Raw genomic sequence first — 17259 nt, forward strand, 5'->3', positions numbered from 1 at the left:
ACGATCAGGCAAACTCCGCCTGAACCTCTTTACAAAAAAAAGAGCAAAAAGCAGTCCGGCCGATTACTTCCGCCGGGGCGGACCCGCGGGCTGCTCTTTGCTCTTCGTTTGTCTATGCGCTATCGGTTAAGCTCCGGCTTCCGGAAGCTTCAGTCGATCAAGTGCTGCAGATGCAGCCTGTTGCTCCGCTTCCTTTTTGGAACGTCCTGTACCTCTGCCAAGCCGTTCTTGACCCATATGGACCTCCGAGACAAACTCACGTTCATGGGCAGGTCCCCGTTCCTCAACGATACGGTATTCCAAAGCTCCCATATTGTGATGCTGAGTAAGTTCCTGCAGTTCCGTTTTGTAATCACTCATTTGCAGCTTGCTGCCCAATACGATTAATGGGAAGACATGCTGGTCGAGAAATGCCCGGACAGGCGCAAGCCCCTGATCCAGATACAATGCACCAATGAAAGATTCAAACACATCTGCCAGCAGAGCCGGCCGTGTCCGTCCTCCAGTTAGTTCCTCACCTTTACCAAGAAGTACATACTGCCCAAAACCCAACGCTTCAGCAAATTTGACGAGGGAAGGCTCACAGACAATGGATGCCCGCAGCTTAGTTAATTCACCTTCCGGACGGTTAGGATACAAATGATACAAGTACTCCGATACAGTCAGTTCCAGCACGGCATCGCCCAGAAACTCCAGGCGCTCGTTGTCCTGATGCTGACTGAACCGGTGTTCGTTTACATAGGAAGCATGGGTAAACGCTTGTTTTAAAAGCTGCCTGTTGTCAAATTTGATTTGAAGTTTATGTTGTAACTGCTTCAGATCTTCACTCAAACGAACTAGCCCCTTATGCTTCAAATTTTTTGAGAATAATGGTGGCATTGTGACCGCCGAATCCAAATGAATTGGACATGGCAATATTAACTTTGGTTTGACGTGGAACATTTGGTACATAATCCAGATCACATTCCGGGTCCTGATTTTCCAGGTTAATCGTTGGAGCCAGTGTCTGATGTGTCAGGGACAATCCGCAGATGACCGCTTCTACACCACCAGCAGCGCCAAGCATGTGACCCGTCATGGATTTAGTGGAACTCACGGCGAGCTTGTACGCATGATCACCAAACGCCTTTTTGATCGCAAGCGTTTCGGATCTGTCGCCTACAGGCGTCGAAGTTCCGTGTGCATTAATGTAGTCCACTTCTTCAGGCTCAATACCCGCATTACGAAGTGCCATCTTCATGCAACGTGCTGCTCCGTCCGGATCTGGTTCTGTCATGTGATGTGCATCACCTGTCAGACCGTAACCGATCACTTCACCATAAATGCGTGCACCACGTTTTTGAGCATGCTCCAGGGATTCCAGAATCAGAACACCAGCGCCTTCGCCCATAACAAAACCATCACGTTCTGTATCAAAAGGACGGCTTGACTTCGCAGGATCATCATTACGTGTAGACATTGCGCGCATCGCACAGAACCCTGCAAGACCCGTTGGTCTGATTGTTGCTTCCGCACCACCACAGATCATGGCATCTGCATCACCATTGGCAATCAGCTTAAAGGAATCTCCGATGGAGTGTGTACCTGTTGCACAAGCGGTAACAACGTTAATGTTAGGACCTTTGGCACCAAGGGAAATAGACATTTGGCCTGAAGCCATGTTGGAGATCATCATGGGAATAAAGAATGGGCTTACCCGTTTTGGACCTTTTTGCAACAATGCATTATGTTGGTCCTCCCAAGTACCCAATCCACCAATACCTGATCCGATGGATACACCGAAACGCTCTGCATCAATATTCTCGTTAATTTTCAGACCACTGTCTTCAACGGCTTTGAAACCTGCTGCCACAGCGAACTGTACAAAACGGTCCATTTTGCGAGCATCCTTGCGATCCATATATTCTTCCGGGTTGAAATCCTTGATCTCGGCTGCAATCTGTGTCGTGTATTCACTAACATCAAACGCCTCAATCTGAGAAATTCCGGACTTTCCTGCCATTAAACTGCCCCAGAACGTTTCCAAATCTTTTCCGAGCGATGTCATTACGCCCATTCCGGTAATTACTACTCTTTGTTTCAAACCGAGTCACCTCTATATCGACTGCATTACGCAAGTATTTTGTGGGAATATCCGCAAACAGACATCTATTCAACCAAGATAGGCCTGTTTGAGTAGAGCTGCTTGCGGAATGAGAAAAACCAATGAATGATGAGAAGTCCCGCCTGTTCGAAAACATGTGCGGGACTAAAAATGACTTTAGGTATGAGATTGTATGTAGTTTACAACTTCACCTACGGTCGTGATTTTTTCTGCATCTTCATCAGAGATTTCCAAATCAAATTCATCTTCCAATTCCATGACCAATTCCACTACATCCAAAGAATCAGCACCCAAATCTTCTTTGAAAGATGCTTCAAGTGTAACTTCAGCTTCGTCTGCGCCCAAGCGGTCGACGACGATGCGTTTTACACGCTCCAATACATCGGACATCCGGTTCACCTCCTTCTTTGGTATTATACGAGAATCGCAGGCAAAATGCCATAGAAGACATATGCGGCTCCCGGCCGGGGAACCCGGCCTTTTTCCGGCATTTCGGATCGTCCAGCGCCTGTTCCCCGACTATTGTTCAAGTCCGGGAAGAATTACATGTACATGCCACCATCAACATGCAGCGTCTGCCCTGTCATATAAGATGAAGCCTGTGAAGCCAGGAAAGTGACTACACCAGCGATTTCATCCGGCTGACCCAAACGGGACAACGGAATACCACTTAGCATACCGTCCACCAGCTCCTGGGACAACTCTTTTGTCATATCTGTCTCAATGAAACCTGGTGCAACACAGTTAACTGTGATTCCACGAGAAGCCAGTTCACGAGCAGATGCCTTTGTCAGGCCAATGACTCCTGCTTTGGCAGCAACATAGTTCGCTTGTCCAGCATTACCGAGCACACCTACAACCGAGGAGATATTGATAATTCTTCCCGACCGTTGTTTCATCATTGGACGTGTAACCGCCTTAAGGCAGTTAAACACACCTTTGAGATTGGTTTCAATAACCTGATCGAATTCTTCCTCTTTCATACGCATGATCAGATTATCACGGGTAATTCCAGCATTGTTCACCAGAATATCAACGTTTCCCCATGCTTCGAGTGTAGCTTTGACCATTTGTTCAGCTTCATCCATCAGGCCAACATTGGCTTGAAGTGTAATCGCCTTGACTCCTTTGGCACGAATCGCTTCCGCTACTTCCTCAGCTGCCGCTTGGCTACCCGCATAATTCACGGCTACGTTCGCTCCAGCTTCTGCAAGTGCCAGTGCAATACTGCGCCCAATGCCCCGGGATGCCCCGGTAACGAGTGCATTTTTACCTTCTAATGGTTTAGACATAATCATTCCTCCTTTCCCCAAATCTATATCAGTTCAACCAAAGAATGTTTACACTTGCCACTCCGATGACAGAATAACCTTCCGATCGCTGTTATCCCCAGATTTTTTTGATTCCCTTTTCTAAAGGGAAAATCCGGTGATAAAGGCGAACACTCCGCTTCTTCAGGTTTTTTCTGTCCTCTCCGTTCTCGTGTAAAAAGTTTAGTTTAACTCATATAATTCCTTCTAATTCACTTGCCGTTGCTTCGAGCGTTTCAAGACTGTTCACATTGTACAGTTTTACGGTTTTATCTGTTTTTTTAATCAAACCGGTCAATACACTGCCAGATCCAATCTCGATGAACGTATCCACGCCTTGCTCAATAAGCCATGTCACACTGTCTTCCCATAATACAGGAGAATAGACCTGAGCTGTCAACAAATCCTGAACCTGTCCATCCTCTGCAGGTCTTGCAGTCACATTAGCGACTACAGGGACCGCTGCCGGTGAGAACGTGACGGTTTTCAGTTTCTCTGCCAGCTTCTCAGCTGCACCTTTCATCAATGAAGAGTGGAACGGACCGCTTACTTCAAGTGTAATAGCGCGTTTACCACCCGCTTCTTTCACTCGTTCTGCGACAGCAGCTACGCCTTCCTTCACACCAGAAATGACGATTTGTCCCGGACAATTCATGTTGGCAAGTTCAACCGCATGACCACTTTCAGATACGTCACGGCAAAGCACCCCCAGCGCTTCCCGATCCGCACCCAACACAGCAGCCATCGCTCCTTGTCCACCCGGTACTGCCTGTTCCATATACTGACCACGTGCCCGCACAGTGCCCACTGCGTCAGCAAACGAAAGAACGCCCGCTGCCACCAGTGCACTGTATTCTCCCAGACTGTGTCCAGCCGTATAATCAGGCTGAATTCCTTTTTCTTTGAAAGCTTCAAGCAAGGCAATACTTGCTGTCAACAGAGCCGGTTGTGTATTTGATGTCTGTTTCAACTCGGTCTCCGGTCCTTCAAATACAAGGTTGCTCAGCGAGAAACCCAATGTTTCATCTGCTGTGCGAAAAATCTCGGTTGCCGCAGGCACGGACTCATACGCGTCCTTGGCCATGCCTACAGCCTGTGATCCCTGTCCGGGAAATACAAATGCTATTTTACCCATCTCATTCATCTCCCAGATGTCTATTTTACCAAACGAGTACCGATGCTCCCCATGTCAAACCGCCACCGAATCCAACCATCAGAACGGTATCTCCTGCTTTCATACGACCTTCCTCCGCAGCTTCTACCAGAGCAAGCGGGATGGAAGCAGCAGATGTGTTTGCATACTTATCCACGTTGACTACAACCTTTTCTTCAGGAAGTTCAAGTCGTTGCATCGCAGATTGGATAATCCGAATATTCGCTTGGTGAGGAACAAACAGATCCACATCCGTACGCTCCATACCAGCCTTGCGTAATACCTCAATGGTAGCCGTCCCCATGACACGTACCGCAAACTTGAACACTTCACGACCGTTCATGTAGATGTAATGTTTTTTATTTTCAACGGTCTCTGCGGAAGCAGGCAGACGGGAACCGCCGCCTTCCATCTGAAGAAGACTACCGCCAGCACCTTCGGCACCGAGATCGAATGCTTTGAAGCCGCGACCTTCGGGAACTTCACCAACAACTACCGCGCCTGCTCCATCACCAAAGAGGACACATGTGTTACGGTCTGTATAATCCGTAATGCGAGACAAACAGTCCGCACCAATAACAAGTGCATTGTTGTACATACCGCTTTGGATGAAGCTCGTAGCACTAGCCAAACCGTATACAAATCCGGAACAAGCAGCCGACAGATCAAATGCCGCGGCACCTTTTGCACCCAATTTGTCCTGCAAGATGCAGGCTGTCGATGGGAAAGAAGAATCCGGAGTAATGGTTGCAACAATAATCAGATCAAGATCACTGCCTGTCATGCCTGCAGATTCAAGGGCTTTAATAGCCGCTTCATATGCCAGATCAGAAGTTGCCTGATCGGGTGCAGCGATGTGACGCTCTTTAATTCCAGTACGACTGACGATCCACTCGTCATTGGTATCGACCATTTTCTCCAGATCGCTATTTGTCAAAATTTTCTCAGGCACATATTTCCCTGTACCAATAACCCCTACTGGGCGCAAATTATTCATATCGTCACTCACTTCCCGCTAATTTCCTTAGATATACTCTCTACCAGCTGATTCTGCACTGCAATCCGAGCTTGGCGCACAGCATTTTTGATGGCATTGCCATCAGCAGATCCATGACTTTTCACAACCAGTCTGCTCAAACCAAGGAGCGGCGCTCCGCCATGCTCCGTATAATCCAGCTTTCGTTTCAACCCACGCAGCTCAGGCATTAGTACAGCTGCAGCCAGTTTACTTTTGAGAGAAGATGAAAATTGTTCCTTAAGCAAGGCGAAAATGGCACCTGCTGTGCCTTCCAGCGACTTCAGCAGTATATTCCCTGCAAAACCGTCACATACAAGCACATCACAAGCACCAGTCAGCACATCACGTGCCTCAACATTACCGACAAACCGAATTGGGAGTTGTTCCAGTAAAGGATATGCATGTTTGGTTAACTCATTTCCCTTGCCTGGCTCTGTTCCTACATTGAGCAAGCCCACTCGTGGGGACTCAATGCCCTGTACTTTTTGCCGATACAAACTGCCCATCAGGCCATATTGTGCAAGGTGCTCCGGTTTGGCATCCATATTCGCTCCCAGATCCAGCGCAAGCACACCTACATCATCAATCGTTGGAATCATAGGCGCAAGCGCCGGACGTTCAATGCCTTCCATGCGACCTACAACAAGCAAACCCGCTGTCATCAGCGCTCCGGTATTGCCCGCCGAGATCATCGCGTCCGCTTCGCCCTCTTTCAGCATGCGGCCTGCGACCACCATGGAGGCATCCTTCTTGCGACGCACTGCTTTGACAGGTTCATCATCCGAACCAATAACTTCGGAAGCATGCCGGACCGTAAGATTGGCAGGTCTCACACCTGACTGACTCAAAAGAGGCTCCAGCTTGGCTTCATCGCCGATCAGGACGATCTGTGTATCCGCCCATTCCGTGGCTGCGGCAATTGCACCTTCTACCGTTGATGCAGGTGCATTGTCGCCTCCCATGGCATCAATGACGATTTTCATTCCAAATGACCTCCTTCTCCGCTGTCTTCTCCACCTGAATGGTAGATTACAAAGTTGCCTTGAAACACCATTTCTTCACCTACATAAGTGAATACTTCCACTTTGGCTTTGCCCTTTTGACCCGGAATCGATCTCACATAAGCCTTTGCAATACATTTCTCTCCCAAATGAACCGAACGGACAAAGCGAATGTCTGCTGATGCAGTCAACGCGATCTCGTCATTAATAATCGCTACAGCCAAGGAGTTAGCCTGTGCAAAGACATAGTGTCCACGTGCAATGCCTGTTCTGGAAAACACGTGTTCTTCCTTAATCTCAAACAGGGAAATCCCGCTTTTGTCCAGTTGTAGATCCACAATATCACCGATAATCTCATGCAAGGGCAACGAGCGTACCTGATCATACGAGAGCTCTGCCATCAGTTTCATCCGCTCCCGAAGTTCGGGTATTCCAAGTTCCAGCCTGTCAAGACGAATCGTCTGAATACTTACCTTCAATTGGCGTGTAAGTTCCTGATCCGTCACAAACGGGTTCTCTTCTATCATTTTGGTTAACTGCTGTTGCCTCTGTCTCTTCGGTACACGTTCGATGCCTGACACCCCCCGCTGTATCGTTTACGGAACCGTCCCGTCCGGCCAGTTCAACCATTCTTTCGTGTTGCTTCTATAGTTGCATCCCTGGTCACCAGGGTCGTTCTCAAACGGATTATGGTTCATCTATATGTAACGTCAAATCTTAGAACCTGGTACTAAACTATAGTATATCTCATCCCGTGTCAAAAAGAAAGACTGGCCTAACAAAAACAATTCACCCTTGTGGAGCAAGGATTTCATGCTAGTTAGCTCACTCTACCTACACTCTCTAATCCAAAAAAAGTAGCACCTCATCGAAATGAAGTGCTACTTAATGTCCAACTATTATTGAGAGATGATCTCTCTTGCTTTGTACGTTCCGCACACTTTGCACACGTGGTGACTAAGTTTAAGTTCGCCACATTGTTCACATTTCACCATGCCCGGTACAGCCAATTTAAAGTGAGTGCGACGTTTGTCGCGACGCGTCTTGGACGTTCTCCGTTGAGGTACTGCCATTATTCCCACCTCCTTATCAAAATCAACCTTTGCAGGTAGTCTTAAAATGTTCGATTTTCAATCATGCTCATTTAAAAAAATCCTTGAGCCCTGCAAGCCGCGGATCGATAACCTGGTTATCACAACCGCAGTCACCTTCGTTCAGCTCATGGCCACACTTGGGGCATAACCCTTTGCATGTATCGCTACATAGCGGTATAAACGGAAGATCCAGCAGAAAAGCTTCCTCGGCATAACCCTTCAGATCAACGCTATCTCCATCCACATAGAGCGTATCATCGTCTTCGTGTAATTCCTCTGGCTGTTTTCCCTGCTTGAATTGCTCATGAAAATCAATATGAAAATGTTCATTGATCGGCTTAAGACAACGGGAGCACAACATGTCCACTCCTATGGTCAGCTTGCCATGAACATCCACAACGTCACCTTCTCTGAATTCTGCAGATAAGTCCGCAGTCAGCGGGGTAACGGCTGTGATATCTTGTCGGTTAGAAACCAGTTCCTTGATATCCCACTGTTCGTTAAACTTCAGGGGGCCATCACTGGTAGCCACTTTGCGAAATGGCATTAACATTTCCATCACTCCAAACGAAACCAATTTCATAATTCATGTCAAACGTATCACGACAGTTATACAGGTCAAGCCTGCTTTTGTAAAGCAATATATCCTGACTGTATGTATTCTGACGATTCATCGTTAAAAGTATTATGAAATTGACTTAACAAACAAAAATCATTATACCGATTTTTCAAGACGTTTGTCAACACTTTTAACTTTACACCCTTTTTAAAACCAATGGCTCAGAACCGTTTACTCCATCTGGTCTATTATAGACTCACTTCAAGATAAATCACAAGTCGTCATTTTAGTTGTAGTTCCTTGCAAACAGCGGTCACATTTCGTTAACGTTTAGTGTGATCTATATCACACAGACCCGCTTGCCCCCTATCTATACTTGCTATAAACCAAAGCACGATCAGCTCCATGACCGATTTATTATCCAACTATTTCATATCATATCGGGAGGGAAAATGTATGTTAAGTGAGAACACCATTAGAGTCATTAAATCTACAGTCCCTGTACTTGAAGTTCACGGTGAAGCGATCACACGCCATTTCTATGAAACGATGTTTACAGCTCATCCGGAACTGCTAAATATTTTTAATCACGCAAATCAGAAACAGGGACGGCAGCAAGCGGCCCTCGCCAATATGGTATACACCGCTGCCCTGCATATCGATAATCTGTCCTCCATCCTGCCTGCCGTCCGGCAAGTTGCACATAAACATCGCAGCCTGGGTATCGTTCCCGAGCAATATGCGATTGTCGGCACCTATCTGCTTCGAGCCATCAAAGATGTACTCGGAGACGCGGCAACGGATGAGATTATCACCGCGTGGGGCGAAGCCTATAATGTCATTGCAGACGCCTTTATCGGGATCGAGCAGGACATGTACACGGAAGCGGTAAACCAGACGGGTGGCTGGGAAGGATTTCGTACCTTCAAGGTTGCCAAGAAAGTGCAGGAAAGTGAAATCATCACGTCCTTTTACCTCGTTCCAGACGATGGTCAGCCTATCGCCACCTATGAACCGGGACAATACATCAGTATCAAAATCCAGCCAGAGGCACAGTCATTTACCCAGATTCGTCAGTATAGCCTTTCAGATACCCCGGGTAAACCTTACTATCGCATTTCCGTTAAGCGTGAGCGAGGTGTATTAGAGCGCCCTGACGGAGTTATATCCACGTATCTCCACGATCACATTGAAGAAGGCAGTCTGGTGGAGCTATCCGCTCCTGCTGGCGACTTCACGCTGAATGCAGACGATAAACGACCTGTTGTTCTCCTGAGTGGCGGTGTCGGTCTGACGCCCATGATCAGCATGTTAAATACGCTGGTTAACTTGAATGAGAATCGTACCATTACATTTTTGCATGCAAGTCCCAATGGTCAATCGCACGCGTTCCGTGATCATGTGAACAGTCTGGCCAAACGTAATCAGGGCGTTAAAGCTTATTATTGTTATACTCAACCTGAGGATTCTGATCATGAAAATGAGTATTTTCATAAGGAAGGTTATATGGATGCGGTCTGGCTTCGCCAAGTGATTGATGAACTGGATGCCACCTATTATCTGTGCGGACCCGTTTCGTTCATGCGGGCAGTGTATACGGAACTTCAGGCGCTTGGTGTTGCAGCGGACAATATTCATTATGAATTTTTCGGGCCTAAAGCAAGTCTTTCTCCCGTGCCGGAGAGTGTCTAAACGTTCTGAGATTGTGAGATGTGATTAGCCTAACTTCTTCCTAATGTATATAAGTGTATGGGTAAGTGTCCTATTATGATGATTTATTAAGATGAAGAGGTCGTTCTCCATATATCGAAAATGTGTAATATACAATAGATTTACAGGCACATTCTGACATCCGTTGATGTTGGATTTGTGCCTTTTTCTTGTCTGAATTGGTGCATGATTTGATCTAATACATGACATCCCCTATGATGGAATGGATGTTATACATACTCGGTTATCCAATCGAAAGGAGTAAGTCTAATCATGAAAGCCGTAGGCGTCATTGTTGAATATAACCCCTTGCACAATGGACATGTTTATCATTTGCAAGAAGCTCGGCGGCTAAGCGGCGCAGACGCCGTTGTTGCAGTCATGAGCGGCCCTTTTCTCCAGCGTGGCGAACCCGCCATCGTGGGTAAAAGGGCACGCACCGAGATGGCGCTGCACGCAGGCGCCGATCTCGTGCTTGAACTGCCGGTTGCGTACGCGGTCCAACCGGCAGAGTGGTTCGCCTTCGGTGCGGTATCGCTGCTGCACCGCACCGGCATTGTGGACTCGCTCTGCTTTGGCAGCGAGTCCGGCGACCTGGACAGCCTGCAGCGCATTGCGCGCGTGCTGGCTGTGGAGCCCGCAGGGATGCGCGAGGACATCGCGCGCCGCCTGCGGGAAGGCGCCAGCTACCCCGCCGCGTACGCAGGCGCGGCGGCGGCGCTGGCGCCCGGCGGCGTCGATGCTCACGACGCCGCTGCACTGCTGGAGCAGCCCAACAATTCGCTTGGGCTGCACTACCTGATCGCGCTGCAACGACTTGGCAGCGCGATCCAGCCCTTTACGGCGGCGCGTACCGGTGCCGCGTATCATGAGGCGACGCCCGGGCCGGGGGCGATCGCCAGTGCAACAGCCGTCCGCCGCCTGCTGATGGCGGACGGTCCCAACGCCGCCGCGCCATACGTGCCGGCGGCAACCCTTGCCATTCTGCATCGCGAATGGCAGGAAGGGCGCGCTCCCATACACTGGGAGCGCTTTGCGCAGCCGCTGTTGCACCTAGCGGCTACCCGCCGTGCCTCCGAGCTGGAACGCATCGCCGAAGTCACGGAAGGCCTGGAACACCGGCTGAGCCGCGCACTCGCTCAGCTCCCGGAGCCTTCAGTCGAAGCACTCCTGAATGCACTGAAGACCAAACGATACACACGCACCAAACTCCAGCGTATGCTCGCCCACCTGCTCCTGAATCACACCAAAGCCGAGTGTTCACCAGAGCAATTGGCTGCCGGACCCGGATATCTCCGAGTCCTTGGATTTAATGCTCAAGGGCAGAGCCTGCTTAAACAAATGAAGAAAACCGCATCGCTTCCTGTTGTGCTGAAACCGTCGACGTTCACACACAACCAGCTGGAATTGGATATACAAGCTCAGGTTGCGTATGGGCTCGCTTGCGAGCATAGGGACACACGCAAGATGTTCAGTGATTATTATGAGTCTCCGGTGAGACTGTAATCCGCTTTTGACCATAAGGCTTCATCTCTATGGAGCTTTTTATTCCATCATCAAACAGATCATTGATGTCCACTATTCGTTACTCAACTATACAATTAAAAAATCCCCTTGCTGCGCGCCGCTCAGGCACCTCGCAACAAGGGGATTTCCTTATTCACTTCTCTTGTCCTCTTAATTCTTTTGGTTATTTTAATCCCTTTTAGTCTAGTGAGTCTGTTGATCTTCTCAAATCTCTTGATCACACTTCATTCCACTGTAATCAGTTATTCCGATTTCATCCGTTCTTTATCCATCCGGTTCAACGTTGGCTCCATCTCTTCCCGCCCGATTATAATCTATGATTTCACGGACAGGGTTTTCAAATAAGCCAGCGCATCATCTACCGTGCTTACAGGCACAAGTTTCATTTTGGTGCCGATCTGTTCAGCCTTGGCTGCTGCTTCCTTATAGTTATCCTTAGGTACAAAGAAGATCTCCGCTTCTTTCCGGTCAGCGGCTACAATCTTGTGCACTACACCACCAATGGCACCCACCACACCGTCTTTAGTAATGGTACCTGTACCCGCAATTCGATGCCCCTTGGTCAGATCTCCAGGTGTTAACTGGTTATAGATCTCCAACGTAAACATCAAACCGGCAGACGGACCACCAACCTGAGTATCGGTAAAGGAGATCTGTTTGTCCGGATCTTCAGCTTTCACCTTCTGAACCGCACCGATCATAACGCCGAGTCCCGGGCGGGTTTCACCCGTTTTACTGTCTTTTACCTGAATCAGTTTCACGTCCCGGCTAATGGTCTCTCCACCACGTTCCAGTTGCATTTCGACTGTATCTCCGACCTTTTTATCTTTTAACTGGGCAGAAAGCACCGTATTATCCGGCGTAGCTGTTCCATTCACTCCCAGAATGATATCTCCCGGAGCAATATCTCCTTCCGGTTTTGGATCTTCGGACAGTCCAAATACAAAGATATGTTCAGGTACAATAGAATAAGTCACACCAGCCTGCTCATATGCAGCCTCCATTGCGGAGGATTGTGAGTCACTCATGAACCACACCTGTTCGGCAGAATATTCCGCTTCGCTTTTGCCGCGCAGTCGGTCTTCCTTTTTATCCACTTGAGCATTTTTATTGAACAGAGAGGTTCCTAGCAAAAACACATTGGCATATGTTGCCGACACGGTCGTCATCATGAACACACCGCGTTCTTCCTGGTCTCCACCCTTAACGGTTACCATTGGTTTTACTTCGTCTGCACTGCCAGGCATATATATGATATACGGCGTTGGCATGTACACGGCAACATAGACGACCAGAGCCACCACGATCACAAAGATCGAAGCTCTGAATCCGCCAGATTTCCGAATCCGATTCATCGCATGAGCCTCCGTTCTTTGTATCTCTATATAAGCTGAACTCTACACTAATCAGCGATCGTAATTCCACCTTGTGAATACTTCCATTCGTCGGTTAGATTCACGCTCCTTATAATGCAGATACTCAGCTCATCTTGTTTAATCATTTTTTTCAAGTCTAACACTCTGGTCCTTGTGCATACAATGGTACAGGCCGGATAGGCCGCTGTATACAATAGCCTGTCCGGTCAAGGCCGAACCGCCCTTCGGGCGTCATTCGGCCGTCCATAACGATTCAGATGCCAAATCGGCGTTATCTGATATGAGGTGAAACGATGACATTACAGAGCGAGGTTAGAGATTCTGGCCCGTTACGAACGATAATCCTAAGTACCGGCGCTTTAATGTTGGTCATTGCGGTAGTTGCGTCCCCCAAAGAAGCGTTTGACGCCTCTATTCAAGGTCTGGATATATGGTGGAAAATCATCTTCCCTGCCATGCTCCCGTTCCTCATGTTATCCCAAATGCTCACTGCGTTTGGATTCACCCACGCGATCGGCGCCTTGCTCGGACCGTTAATGCAACGCTGGTTTAGGCTTCCAGGCAACGCAGGTCTGGCAATTGCCGTTGGCATGTGCGGCGGATTCCCCGCAGGAGCAGATGCAGTATCCCGTTTATTTCAGGATAGACAAATTACCGCCAAGCAGGCGGTTGTCCTTGCGGCGGCATCTCATTTTGCCAATCCAATGATGATCATACTGGTCGTTGGTGCTGCTTTTCTCCACCAGCCAGCAGCCGGATATTTTCTACTCATGGTCCACTGGATCAGCGGCTGGATTGCTGCCATTCTTGCCACACGTCTCCTGCCTGCACCGGGTAACCAGAAAGACAGGGTTGGCTCGACAGCCGTACAAGCAGATAAGAGCTCTCTTGATTCTCAGCCTGCAAGTTCCACAAGTCGCTCATCTGCATCCCACGACGCAACGTTCAAACGACGCAGTATATGGTCTGATATGATGATTGCAGCCAGAGAAGCCCATCGTCGTGATGGAAGAGGATTTGGCAAACTGCTCGGTGACACCGTATCCCAAGCTGTACAGACCTTGATGATGACTGGTGGATACATGATCGGTTTTGCCGTGTTTATCCGGTTGGTCTCCCTATATCTGACTCCCGGGTCCTCTGCTGCACTGTGGCCAGCCTTCTTTGAGCTTCATCTGGGCACCTATCATTTGAGCCATACTTCACTTACACCCATGCTGCTCATATCTCTACTTGCAGCCGTTCTGGGATGGGGTGGATTATGCTCCCATCTGCAAGTCTCTGCTGTCCTGAGAACAACTGGTCCAAGCAGCAAATCGATGTTGTACTTTGCGGGAGTTCGTCTGACTCATGGATTAATCGCCTTTTTCATCAGTCTGTTCCTATGGATGCCGTTCAGCCGTTATAGCACAGAAGTCTGGACCACATTACAAACGAATGCAGAGCAGGACCTCTCGACACCATTTAATTGGCTATTCATACATAGTCTTGGTAACACATACACAATCAACACTGTTTGGAGCGTCTTCCCTGTCGCATGCATGGGTCTTGTGTTACTTCTTGCAGTCATGGTTAGTCTATCGGGTCTTACCTTCTGGTTTAACCGCCGGTTTTCTCGCTGATTTTCTGACGGAGCGCAGCTTCCACTTCAGGTGAGACAAGATCTGTAACATCTCCATGATAATGAGCGATTTCTTTGACGATGCTGGAACTTAAATAGGAATACTTCGGATTCGTCATCATAAATATCGTTTCCGCATCCGGATTCAACTTGCTGTTGGTCGATGCCAATTGCAACTCGTATTCAAAATCAGTTACCGAGCGTATACCACGAACGATGACCTGAGCTTCCTTTTGCCGGACGTAATTGGCCGTCAGATCGCGGAAACTGTCTACCTCCACATTTGGTAGATGGCGGGTTACTTCCGTAATCAGTTCTTTGCGTTCCTCCACCGTAAACAGTGGATTTTTGCTCATATTGTTCAACACAGCCACAATGACGCGATCAAATTGCTTTGACGCTCTGGCGATAATATCCAGATGCCCCATCGTTACGGGATCAAAACTTCCAGGATATACGGCGATCCGTTCCTGTCGGTGTATCATTTCAGTCATGAGGAGCCTCCTCTTCCGGTGTAATGGATTCTCCATCTTTAACTGCTTCTGGCGCATAATAATAGATGGATACTGCCGTCTCCCCATACAAAGCCTTGCGCGTTTGTTCAAACGGGCCGAATTGCTCAGGGTAATCATGTTTGGATTCATATTCAAGCACGATGGTTGCTTCGGGTTCCAGAAGTTCCAGTTCGTGCATGGTTAACATCAACTCGTGCCCGGTCTTCATGCGATATGGCGGGTCGAGAAATACCAGATCAAACGTTGTGCCTCGCTTGGCGAGTGCCTTCAATGCCCGACCTGCATCATTACGATATACGGCCGCCTGGTCTTCCAGCTTGGTCGCCTTCAAATTCATGCGGATAACTTCAATACTTTTTGATTCCAAATCAACAAAAACAGCCTTGTCCATGCCGCGGCTCAGCGCCTCAATACCGAGACCTCCACTGCCTGCAAACAGATCCAATGCTGTGCCGCCCTCAAAATAAGGACCAACCATGCTAAATAACGCTTCCTTCACCTTGTCGGTGGTCGGCCGCGTACCCGTGCCAGGAACAGCCTTCAGCGGCCTGCCTTTTGCACTCCCAGATACCACTCTCACTTGACGAGTCACCTTTTCTCTATGTAAGTTTATTGATACGACTATCGTACCACACTCGGGTTCAGTTTGAAAAATGTGCGGTCTTCATTTCCCTTGGAAAATTGTTGACGAATTGTTGACGCATATGTATAAAAAGGAAACAATCGGGCGATTCTATAATTATCGACATCACAAGTGTCGTAGACAACCGCGGAGAAGACTTACGTTTCCCCATAAGCTCTTCGTCCGGTTTCTCCTCTCCCATGAAAAGTAGGCCCTCGAAAGAGGGCCTATTTTTGTTGTTTATATCACTTTATTTTGTTAGTTATACTTTTCTTCAAATTCACTTATTTCGGCTTGCTCTTCGGTCTGCAACCATCCGATCTCCCTCAGCCACATGCCCATATCTACGATAAACTCATTCACTTTTAAATGTTCAATCTTGTATTTCTGGATCTTTTCACTCAAAAAAGCATAAAACTCATGGCTTAACGCATATCGTTGTTTGCTTTTGCTTAATGTCTTATACCGATCCTCGCTAACCACCAGATCGAAATATATAACATTCTCCTTCTTCACATGCCTGACCGTGGACCTTCTCTCGTATTCCTCAGGGAGACACCTGAAAACAAAGAATAGTTCAATATCAACTATTTGATATTTGCTTTCTGCTTGATCAAAAACAGGCTGCAACTCATCCGATAGATTGGCAACCTGCGTTAATCCGGAAGTATCCGTTGATTTGCACAGGATCATCATTAAACTCCCCCTTGTTCGTTATCACCGTATATAATAGAAATTAATACAAAATAAAAAAGGTTGACTAGTGATGTAATCTCCGTCAACCTTTCCTATGTTCATCCTCCTTGTGCCTTGCCCCAACGTAGCAAGACCTCACGAGTTCAACTCTCTATGTTTCCGATTGGAAATCCGCAAATTGATCAATGGAATGATAAGTAAAACAACCGGCAAGAGAAGATTTATCGAACCCGTCTTAATCATCATGAAGGTAATAAACAACACTGCGAGCCAGGTTATAATCTCCATCATTTCATATTTGGTTAACGTCAGCTTGAAAGCTTTTTTGGAAATGAAACGAATCAAGAAAAAAGCGATCAAGCTATAAAACAGAGTCATTCCCAAGATAGCAACTAGGATTATGAGGTACATATCCACCATAAAAATCTCACCCGACCCTTATATATTCCCCTTAATTATACCATATAAGAGATAAGGTGTAATTCCAAATTCCAAACCAGCGCTTGGTCAAGACTGGCAATTTACGCTTTACTTCTCTTCAACAACAATCGTTGCATTATAGATCACAACACGTTTCCCATTGAGATCAAATAATACTTTATTGCCGTATTCCGTATCTTCCACGTCAATTTTGCCATCATAGGTCTGAATCAATTCACCATTATTGCTGTACACTTTAACAACCCTCTCCAGCCCACCCGAGTTATTGGACCTCATCGTTTTGAGTGCACGTTCACCTGAAGCGGTATTGAAATACCATATGAAACATCCAACAATGATACCCAAGAAGACCAACACCGTCACCCATATACCTGTCTTTGCTTTTTTACTCATCTTGAACCCCCTCTTATGTTTCCTGTCTCGTACATTACGAGGTTGGAGAGAGAACGGTTTCATACAATGCCTCTCAAGCTGTTCGTTGACATAACAAAACAGAGGCCTCCGATGAGCGA

Annotated in this window: 19 protein-coding genes; 3 read left to right on the forward strand and 16 right to left on the reverse strand. The window is 47.7% G+C overall.

Features of this window, described 5'->3' with window-relative positions:
* Nucleotides 1-126: 126 nt before the first annotated feature.
* The 10 genes from rnc to MHI14_RS20095 all read right to left on the reverse strand — a co-directional run bounded on the left by rnc (nt 127) and on the right by MHI14_RS20095 (nt 8233).
* Nucleotides 127-831 carry a ribonuclease III gene (gene rnc, locus MHI14_RS20050; RefSeq protein WP_091031948.1) on the reverse strand — a complete coding sequence of 235 codons (705 nt, stop codon included), beginning with the start codon at nt 829-831 and terminating at the stop codon, nt 127-129.
* A 13-nt stretch (nt 832-844) separates the two neighbouring features.
* Complete coding sequence (gene fabF / locus MHI14_RS20055; RefSeq protein ID WP_062833763.1) at nt 845-2083, reverse strand: beta-ketoacyl-ACP synthase II; 1239 nt, start codon at nt 2081-2083, stop codon at nt 845-847.
* A gap of 177 nt (nt 2084-2260) precedes the next feature.
* A complete protein-coding gene (gene acpP, locus MHI14_RS20060) occupies nt 2261-2494 on the reverse strand; it encodes an acyl carrier protein (RefSeq protein WP_024630176.1) in 234 nt (77 codons plus the stop codon).
* 152 nt (nt 2495-2646) lie between these two features.
* A complete protein-coding gene (fabG, locus tag MHI14_RS20065; protein ID WP_017689228.1) occupies nt 2647-3396 on the reverse strand; it encodes a 3-oxoacyl-[acyl-carrier-protein] reductase in 750 nt (249 codons plus the stop codon).
* Nucleotides 3397-3607: 211 nt separating this feature from the next.
* Nucleotides 3608-4549, reverse strand: coding sequence for an ACP S-malonyltransferase (fabD, locus tag MHI14_RS20070; RefSeq protein WP_341131087.1), 942 nt, complete (start codon nt 4547-4549; stop codon nt 3608-3610).
* Nucleotides 4550-4574: 25 nt separating this feature from the next.
* Entirely contained in the window at nt 4575-5564 is a 990-nt protein-coding gene (locus MHI14_RS20075) for a beta-ketoacyl-ACP synthase III (protein ID WP_091034990.1), read from the reverse strand.
* Nucleotides 5565-5572: 8 nt separating this feature from the next.
* Nucleotides 5573-6568 carry a phosphate acyltransferase PlsX gene (gene plsX, locus MHI14_RS20080; protein ID WP_017689231.1) on the reverse strand — a complete coding sequence of 332 codons (996 nt, stop codon included), beginning with the start codon at nt 6566-6568 and terminating at the stop codon, nt 5573-5575.
* On the reverse strand, nt 6565-7113 hold the full coding sequence (gene fapR / locus MHI14_RS20085; RefSeq protein ID WP_047842457.1) for a transcription factor FapR: 549 nt from the start codon (nt 7111-7113) through the stop codon (nt 6565-6567). Before fapR ends, plsX begins: the two co-directional genes overlap by 4 nt.
* Before the next feature lie 372 nt (nt 7114-7485).
* Nucleotides 7486-7659, reverse strand: a complete 174-nt coding sequence (gene rpmF, locus MHI14_RS20090) for a 50S ribosomal protein L32 (RefSeq protein WP_017689233.1) — start codon at nt 7657-7659, stop codon at nt 7486-7488.
* Between the two features lie 67 nt (nt 7660-7726).
* Nucleotides 7727-8233, reverse strand: coding sequence for a YceD family protein (locus tag MHI14_RS20095; RefSeq protein ID WP_091031953.1), 507 nt, complete (start codon nt 8231-8233; stop codon nt 7727-7729).
* A gap of 462 nt (nt 8234-8695) precedes the next feature.
* On the opposite strand from MHI14_RS20095, the gene hmpA reads away from it, so the two are divergent.
* Together hmpA and MHI14_RS20105 are read left to right on the forward strand one after the other, a co-directional pair.
* A complete protein-coding gene (gene hmpA, locus MHI14_RS20100) occupies nt 8696-9931 on the forward strand; it encodes an NO-inducible flavohemoprotein (protein ID WP_341131088.1) in 1236 nt (411 codons plus the stop codon).
* A 291-nt stretch (nt 9932-10222) separates the two neighbouring features.
* Nucleotides 10223-11455, forward strand: a complete 1233-nt coding sequence (locus MHI14_RS20105; RefSeq protein ID WP_091031958.1) for a nucleotidyltransferase — start codon at nt 10223-10225, stop codon at nt 11453-11455.
* A 335-nt stretch (nt 11456-11790) separates the two neighbouring features.
* Here the strand turns inward: MHI14_RS20105 and MHI14_RS20110 are convergent, their stop codons facing one another.
* Nucleotides 11791-12831 (reverse strand): SepM family pheromone-processing serine protease, encoded by a 1041-nt coding sequence (locus tag MHI14_RS20110; RefSeq protein WP_091031961.1) that lies wholly within the window; start codon nt 12829-12831, stop codon nt 11791-11793.
* Nucleotides 12832-13145: 314 nt separating this feature from the next.
* Here MHI14_RS20110 and MHI14_RS20115 point away from each other — a divergent pair, with 314 nt between their 5' ends.
* Nucleotides 13146-14474, forward strand: coding sequence for a nucleoside recognition domain-containing protein (locus MHI14_RS20115; protein ID WP_249911104.1), 1329 nt, complete (start codon nt 13146-13148; stop codon nt 14472-14474).
* Here the strand turns inward: MHI14_RS20115 and coaD are convergent.
* The 5 genes from coaD to MHI14_RS20140 form a co-directional block, all read right to left on the reverse strand.
* Nucleotides 14452-14958, reverse strand: a complete 507-nt coding sequence (gene coaD, locus MHI14_RS20120) for a pantetheine-phosphate adenylyltransferase (protein WP_085981453.1) — start codon at nt 14956-14958, stop codon at nt 14452-14454. The genes MHI14_RS20115 and coaD overlap by 23 nt on opposite strands.
* A gap of 1 nt (nt 14959) precedes the next feature.
* Nucleotides 14960-15568, reverse strand: coding sequence for a 16S rRNA (guanine(966)-N(2))-methyltransferase RsmD (gene rsmD / locus MHI14_RS20125; protein ID WP_340903640.1), 609 nt, complete (start codon nt 15566-15568; stop codon nt 14960-14962).
* 300 nt (nt 15569-15868) lie between these two features.
* Nucleotides 15869-16303, reverse strand: coding sequence for a hypothetical protein (locus MHI14_RS20130; RefSeq protein ID WP_341131089.1), 435 nt, complete (start codon nt 16301-16303; stop codon nt 15869-15871).
* 138 nt (nt 16304-16441) lie between these two features.
* Nucleotides 16442-16684: a hypothetical protein gene (locus MHI14_RS20135; protein WP_341131090.1), complete on the reverse strand. Its 243-nt coding sequence runs from the start codon at nt 16682-16684 to the stop codon at nt 16442-16444.
* A gap of 150 nt (nt 16685-16834) precedes the next feature.
* Nucleotides 16835-17140, reverse strand: coding sequence for a hypothetical protein (locus MHI14_RS20140; RefSeq protein WP_017689244.1), 306 nt, complete (start codon nt 17138-17140; stop codon nt 16835-16837).
* Nucleotides 17141-17259 lie beyond the last annotated feature (119 nt).

Source organism: Paenibacillus sp. FSL K6-2393, assembly GCF_038002545.1.
GTDB lineage: Bacteria > Bacillota > Bacilli > Paenibacillales > Paenibacillaceae > Paenibacillus.

What these genes read in the sequence shown, in the direction of transcription:
- acpP (WP_024630176.1), bottom strand. Translation starts at nt 2,494, where the DNA reads ATGTCCGATGTATTGGAGCGTGTAAAACGCATCGTCGTCGACCGCTTG.
- fabG (WP_017689228.1), bottom strand. Translation starts at nt 3,396, where the DNA reads ATGTCTAAACCATTAGAAGGTAAAAATGCACTCGTTACCGGGGCATCC.
- fabD (WP_341131087.1), bottom strand. Translation starts at nt 4,549, where the DNA reads ATGGGTAAAATAGCATTTGTATTTCCCGGACAGGGATCACAGGCTGTA.
- MHI14_RS20075 (WP_091034990.1), bottom strand. Translation starts at nt 5,564, where the DNA reads ATGAATAATTTGCGCCCAGTAGGGGTTATTGGTACAGGGAAATATGTG.
- plsX (WP_017689231.1), bottom strand. Translation starts at nt 6,568, where the DNA reads ATGAAAATCGTCATTGATGCCATGGGAGGCGACAATGCACCTGCATCA.
- fapR (WP_047842457.1), bottom strand. Translation starts at nt 7,113, where the DNA reads ATGATAGAAGAGAACCCGTTTGTGACGGATCAGGAACTTACACGCCAA.
- rpmF (WP_017689233.1), bottom strand. Translation starts at nt 7,659, where the DNA reads ATGGCAGTACCTCAACGGAGAACGTCCAAGACGCGTCGCGACAAACGT.
- MHI14_RS20095 (WP_091031953.1), bottom strand. Translation starts at nt 8,233, where the DNA reads ATGTTAATGCCATTTCGCAAAGTGGCTACCAGTGATGGCCCCCTGAAG.
- hmpA (WP_341131088.1), top strand. Translation starts at nt 8,696, where the DNA reads ATGTTAAGTGAGAACACCATTAGAGTCATTAAATCTACAGTCCCTGTA.
- MHI14_RS20105 (WP_091031958.1), top strand. Translation starts at nt 10,223, where the DNA reads ATGAAAGCCGTAGGCGTCATTGTTGAATATAACCCCTTGCACAATGGA.
- MHI14_RS20110 (WP_091031961.1), bottom strand. Translation starts at nt 12,831, where the DNA reads ATGAATCGGATTCGGAAATCTGGCGGATTCAGAGCTTCGATCTTTGTG.
- MHI14_RS20115 (WP_249911104.1), top strand. Translation starts at nt 13,146, where the DNA reads ATGACATTACAGAGCGAGGTTAGAGATTCTGGCCCGTTACGAACGATA.
- coaD (WP_085981453.1), bottom strand. Translation starts at nt 14,958, where the DNA reads ATGATACACCGACAGGAACGGATCGCCGTATATCCTGGAAGTTTTGAT.
- MHI14_RS20130 (WP_341131089.1), bottom strand. Translation starts at nt 16,303, where the DNA reads ATGATCCTGTGCAAATCAACGGATACTTCCGGATTAACGCAGGTTGCC.
- MHI14_RS20135 (WP_341131090.1), bottom strand. Translation starts at nt 16,684, where the DNA reads ATGACTCTGTTTTATAGCTTGATCGCTTTTTTCTTGATTCGTTTCATT.
- MHI14_RS20140 (WP_017689244.1), bottom strand. Translation starts at nt 17,140, where the DNA reads ATGAGTAAAAAAGCAAAGACAGGTATATGGGTGACGGTGTTGGTCTTC.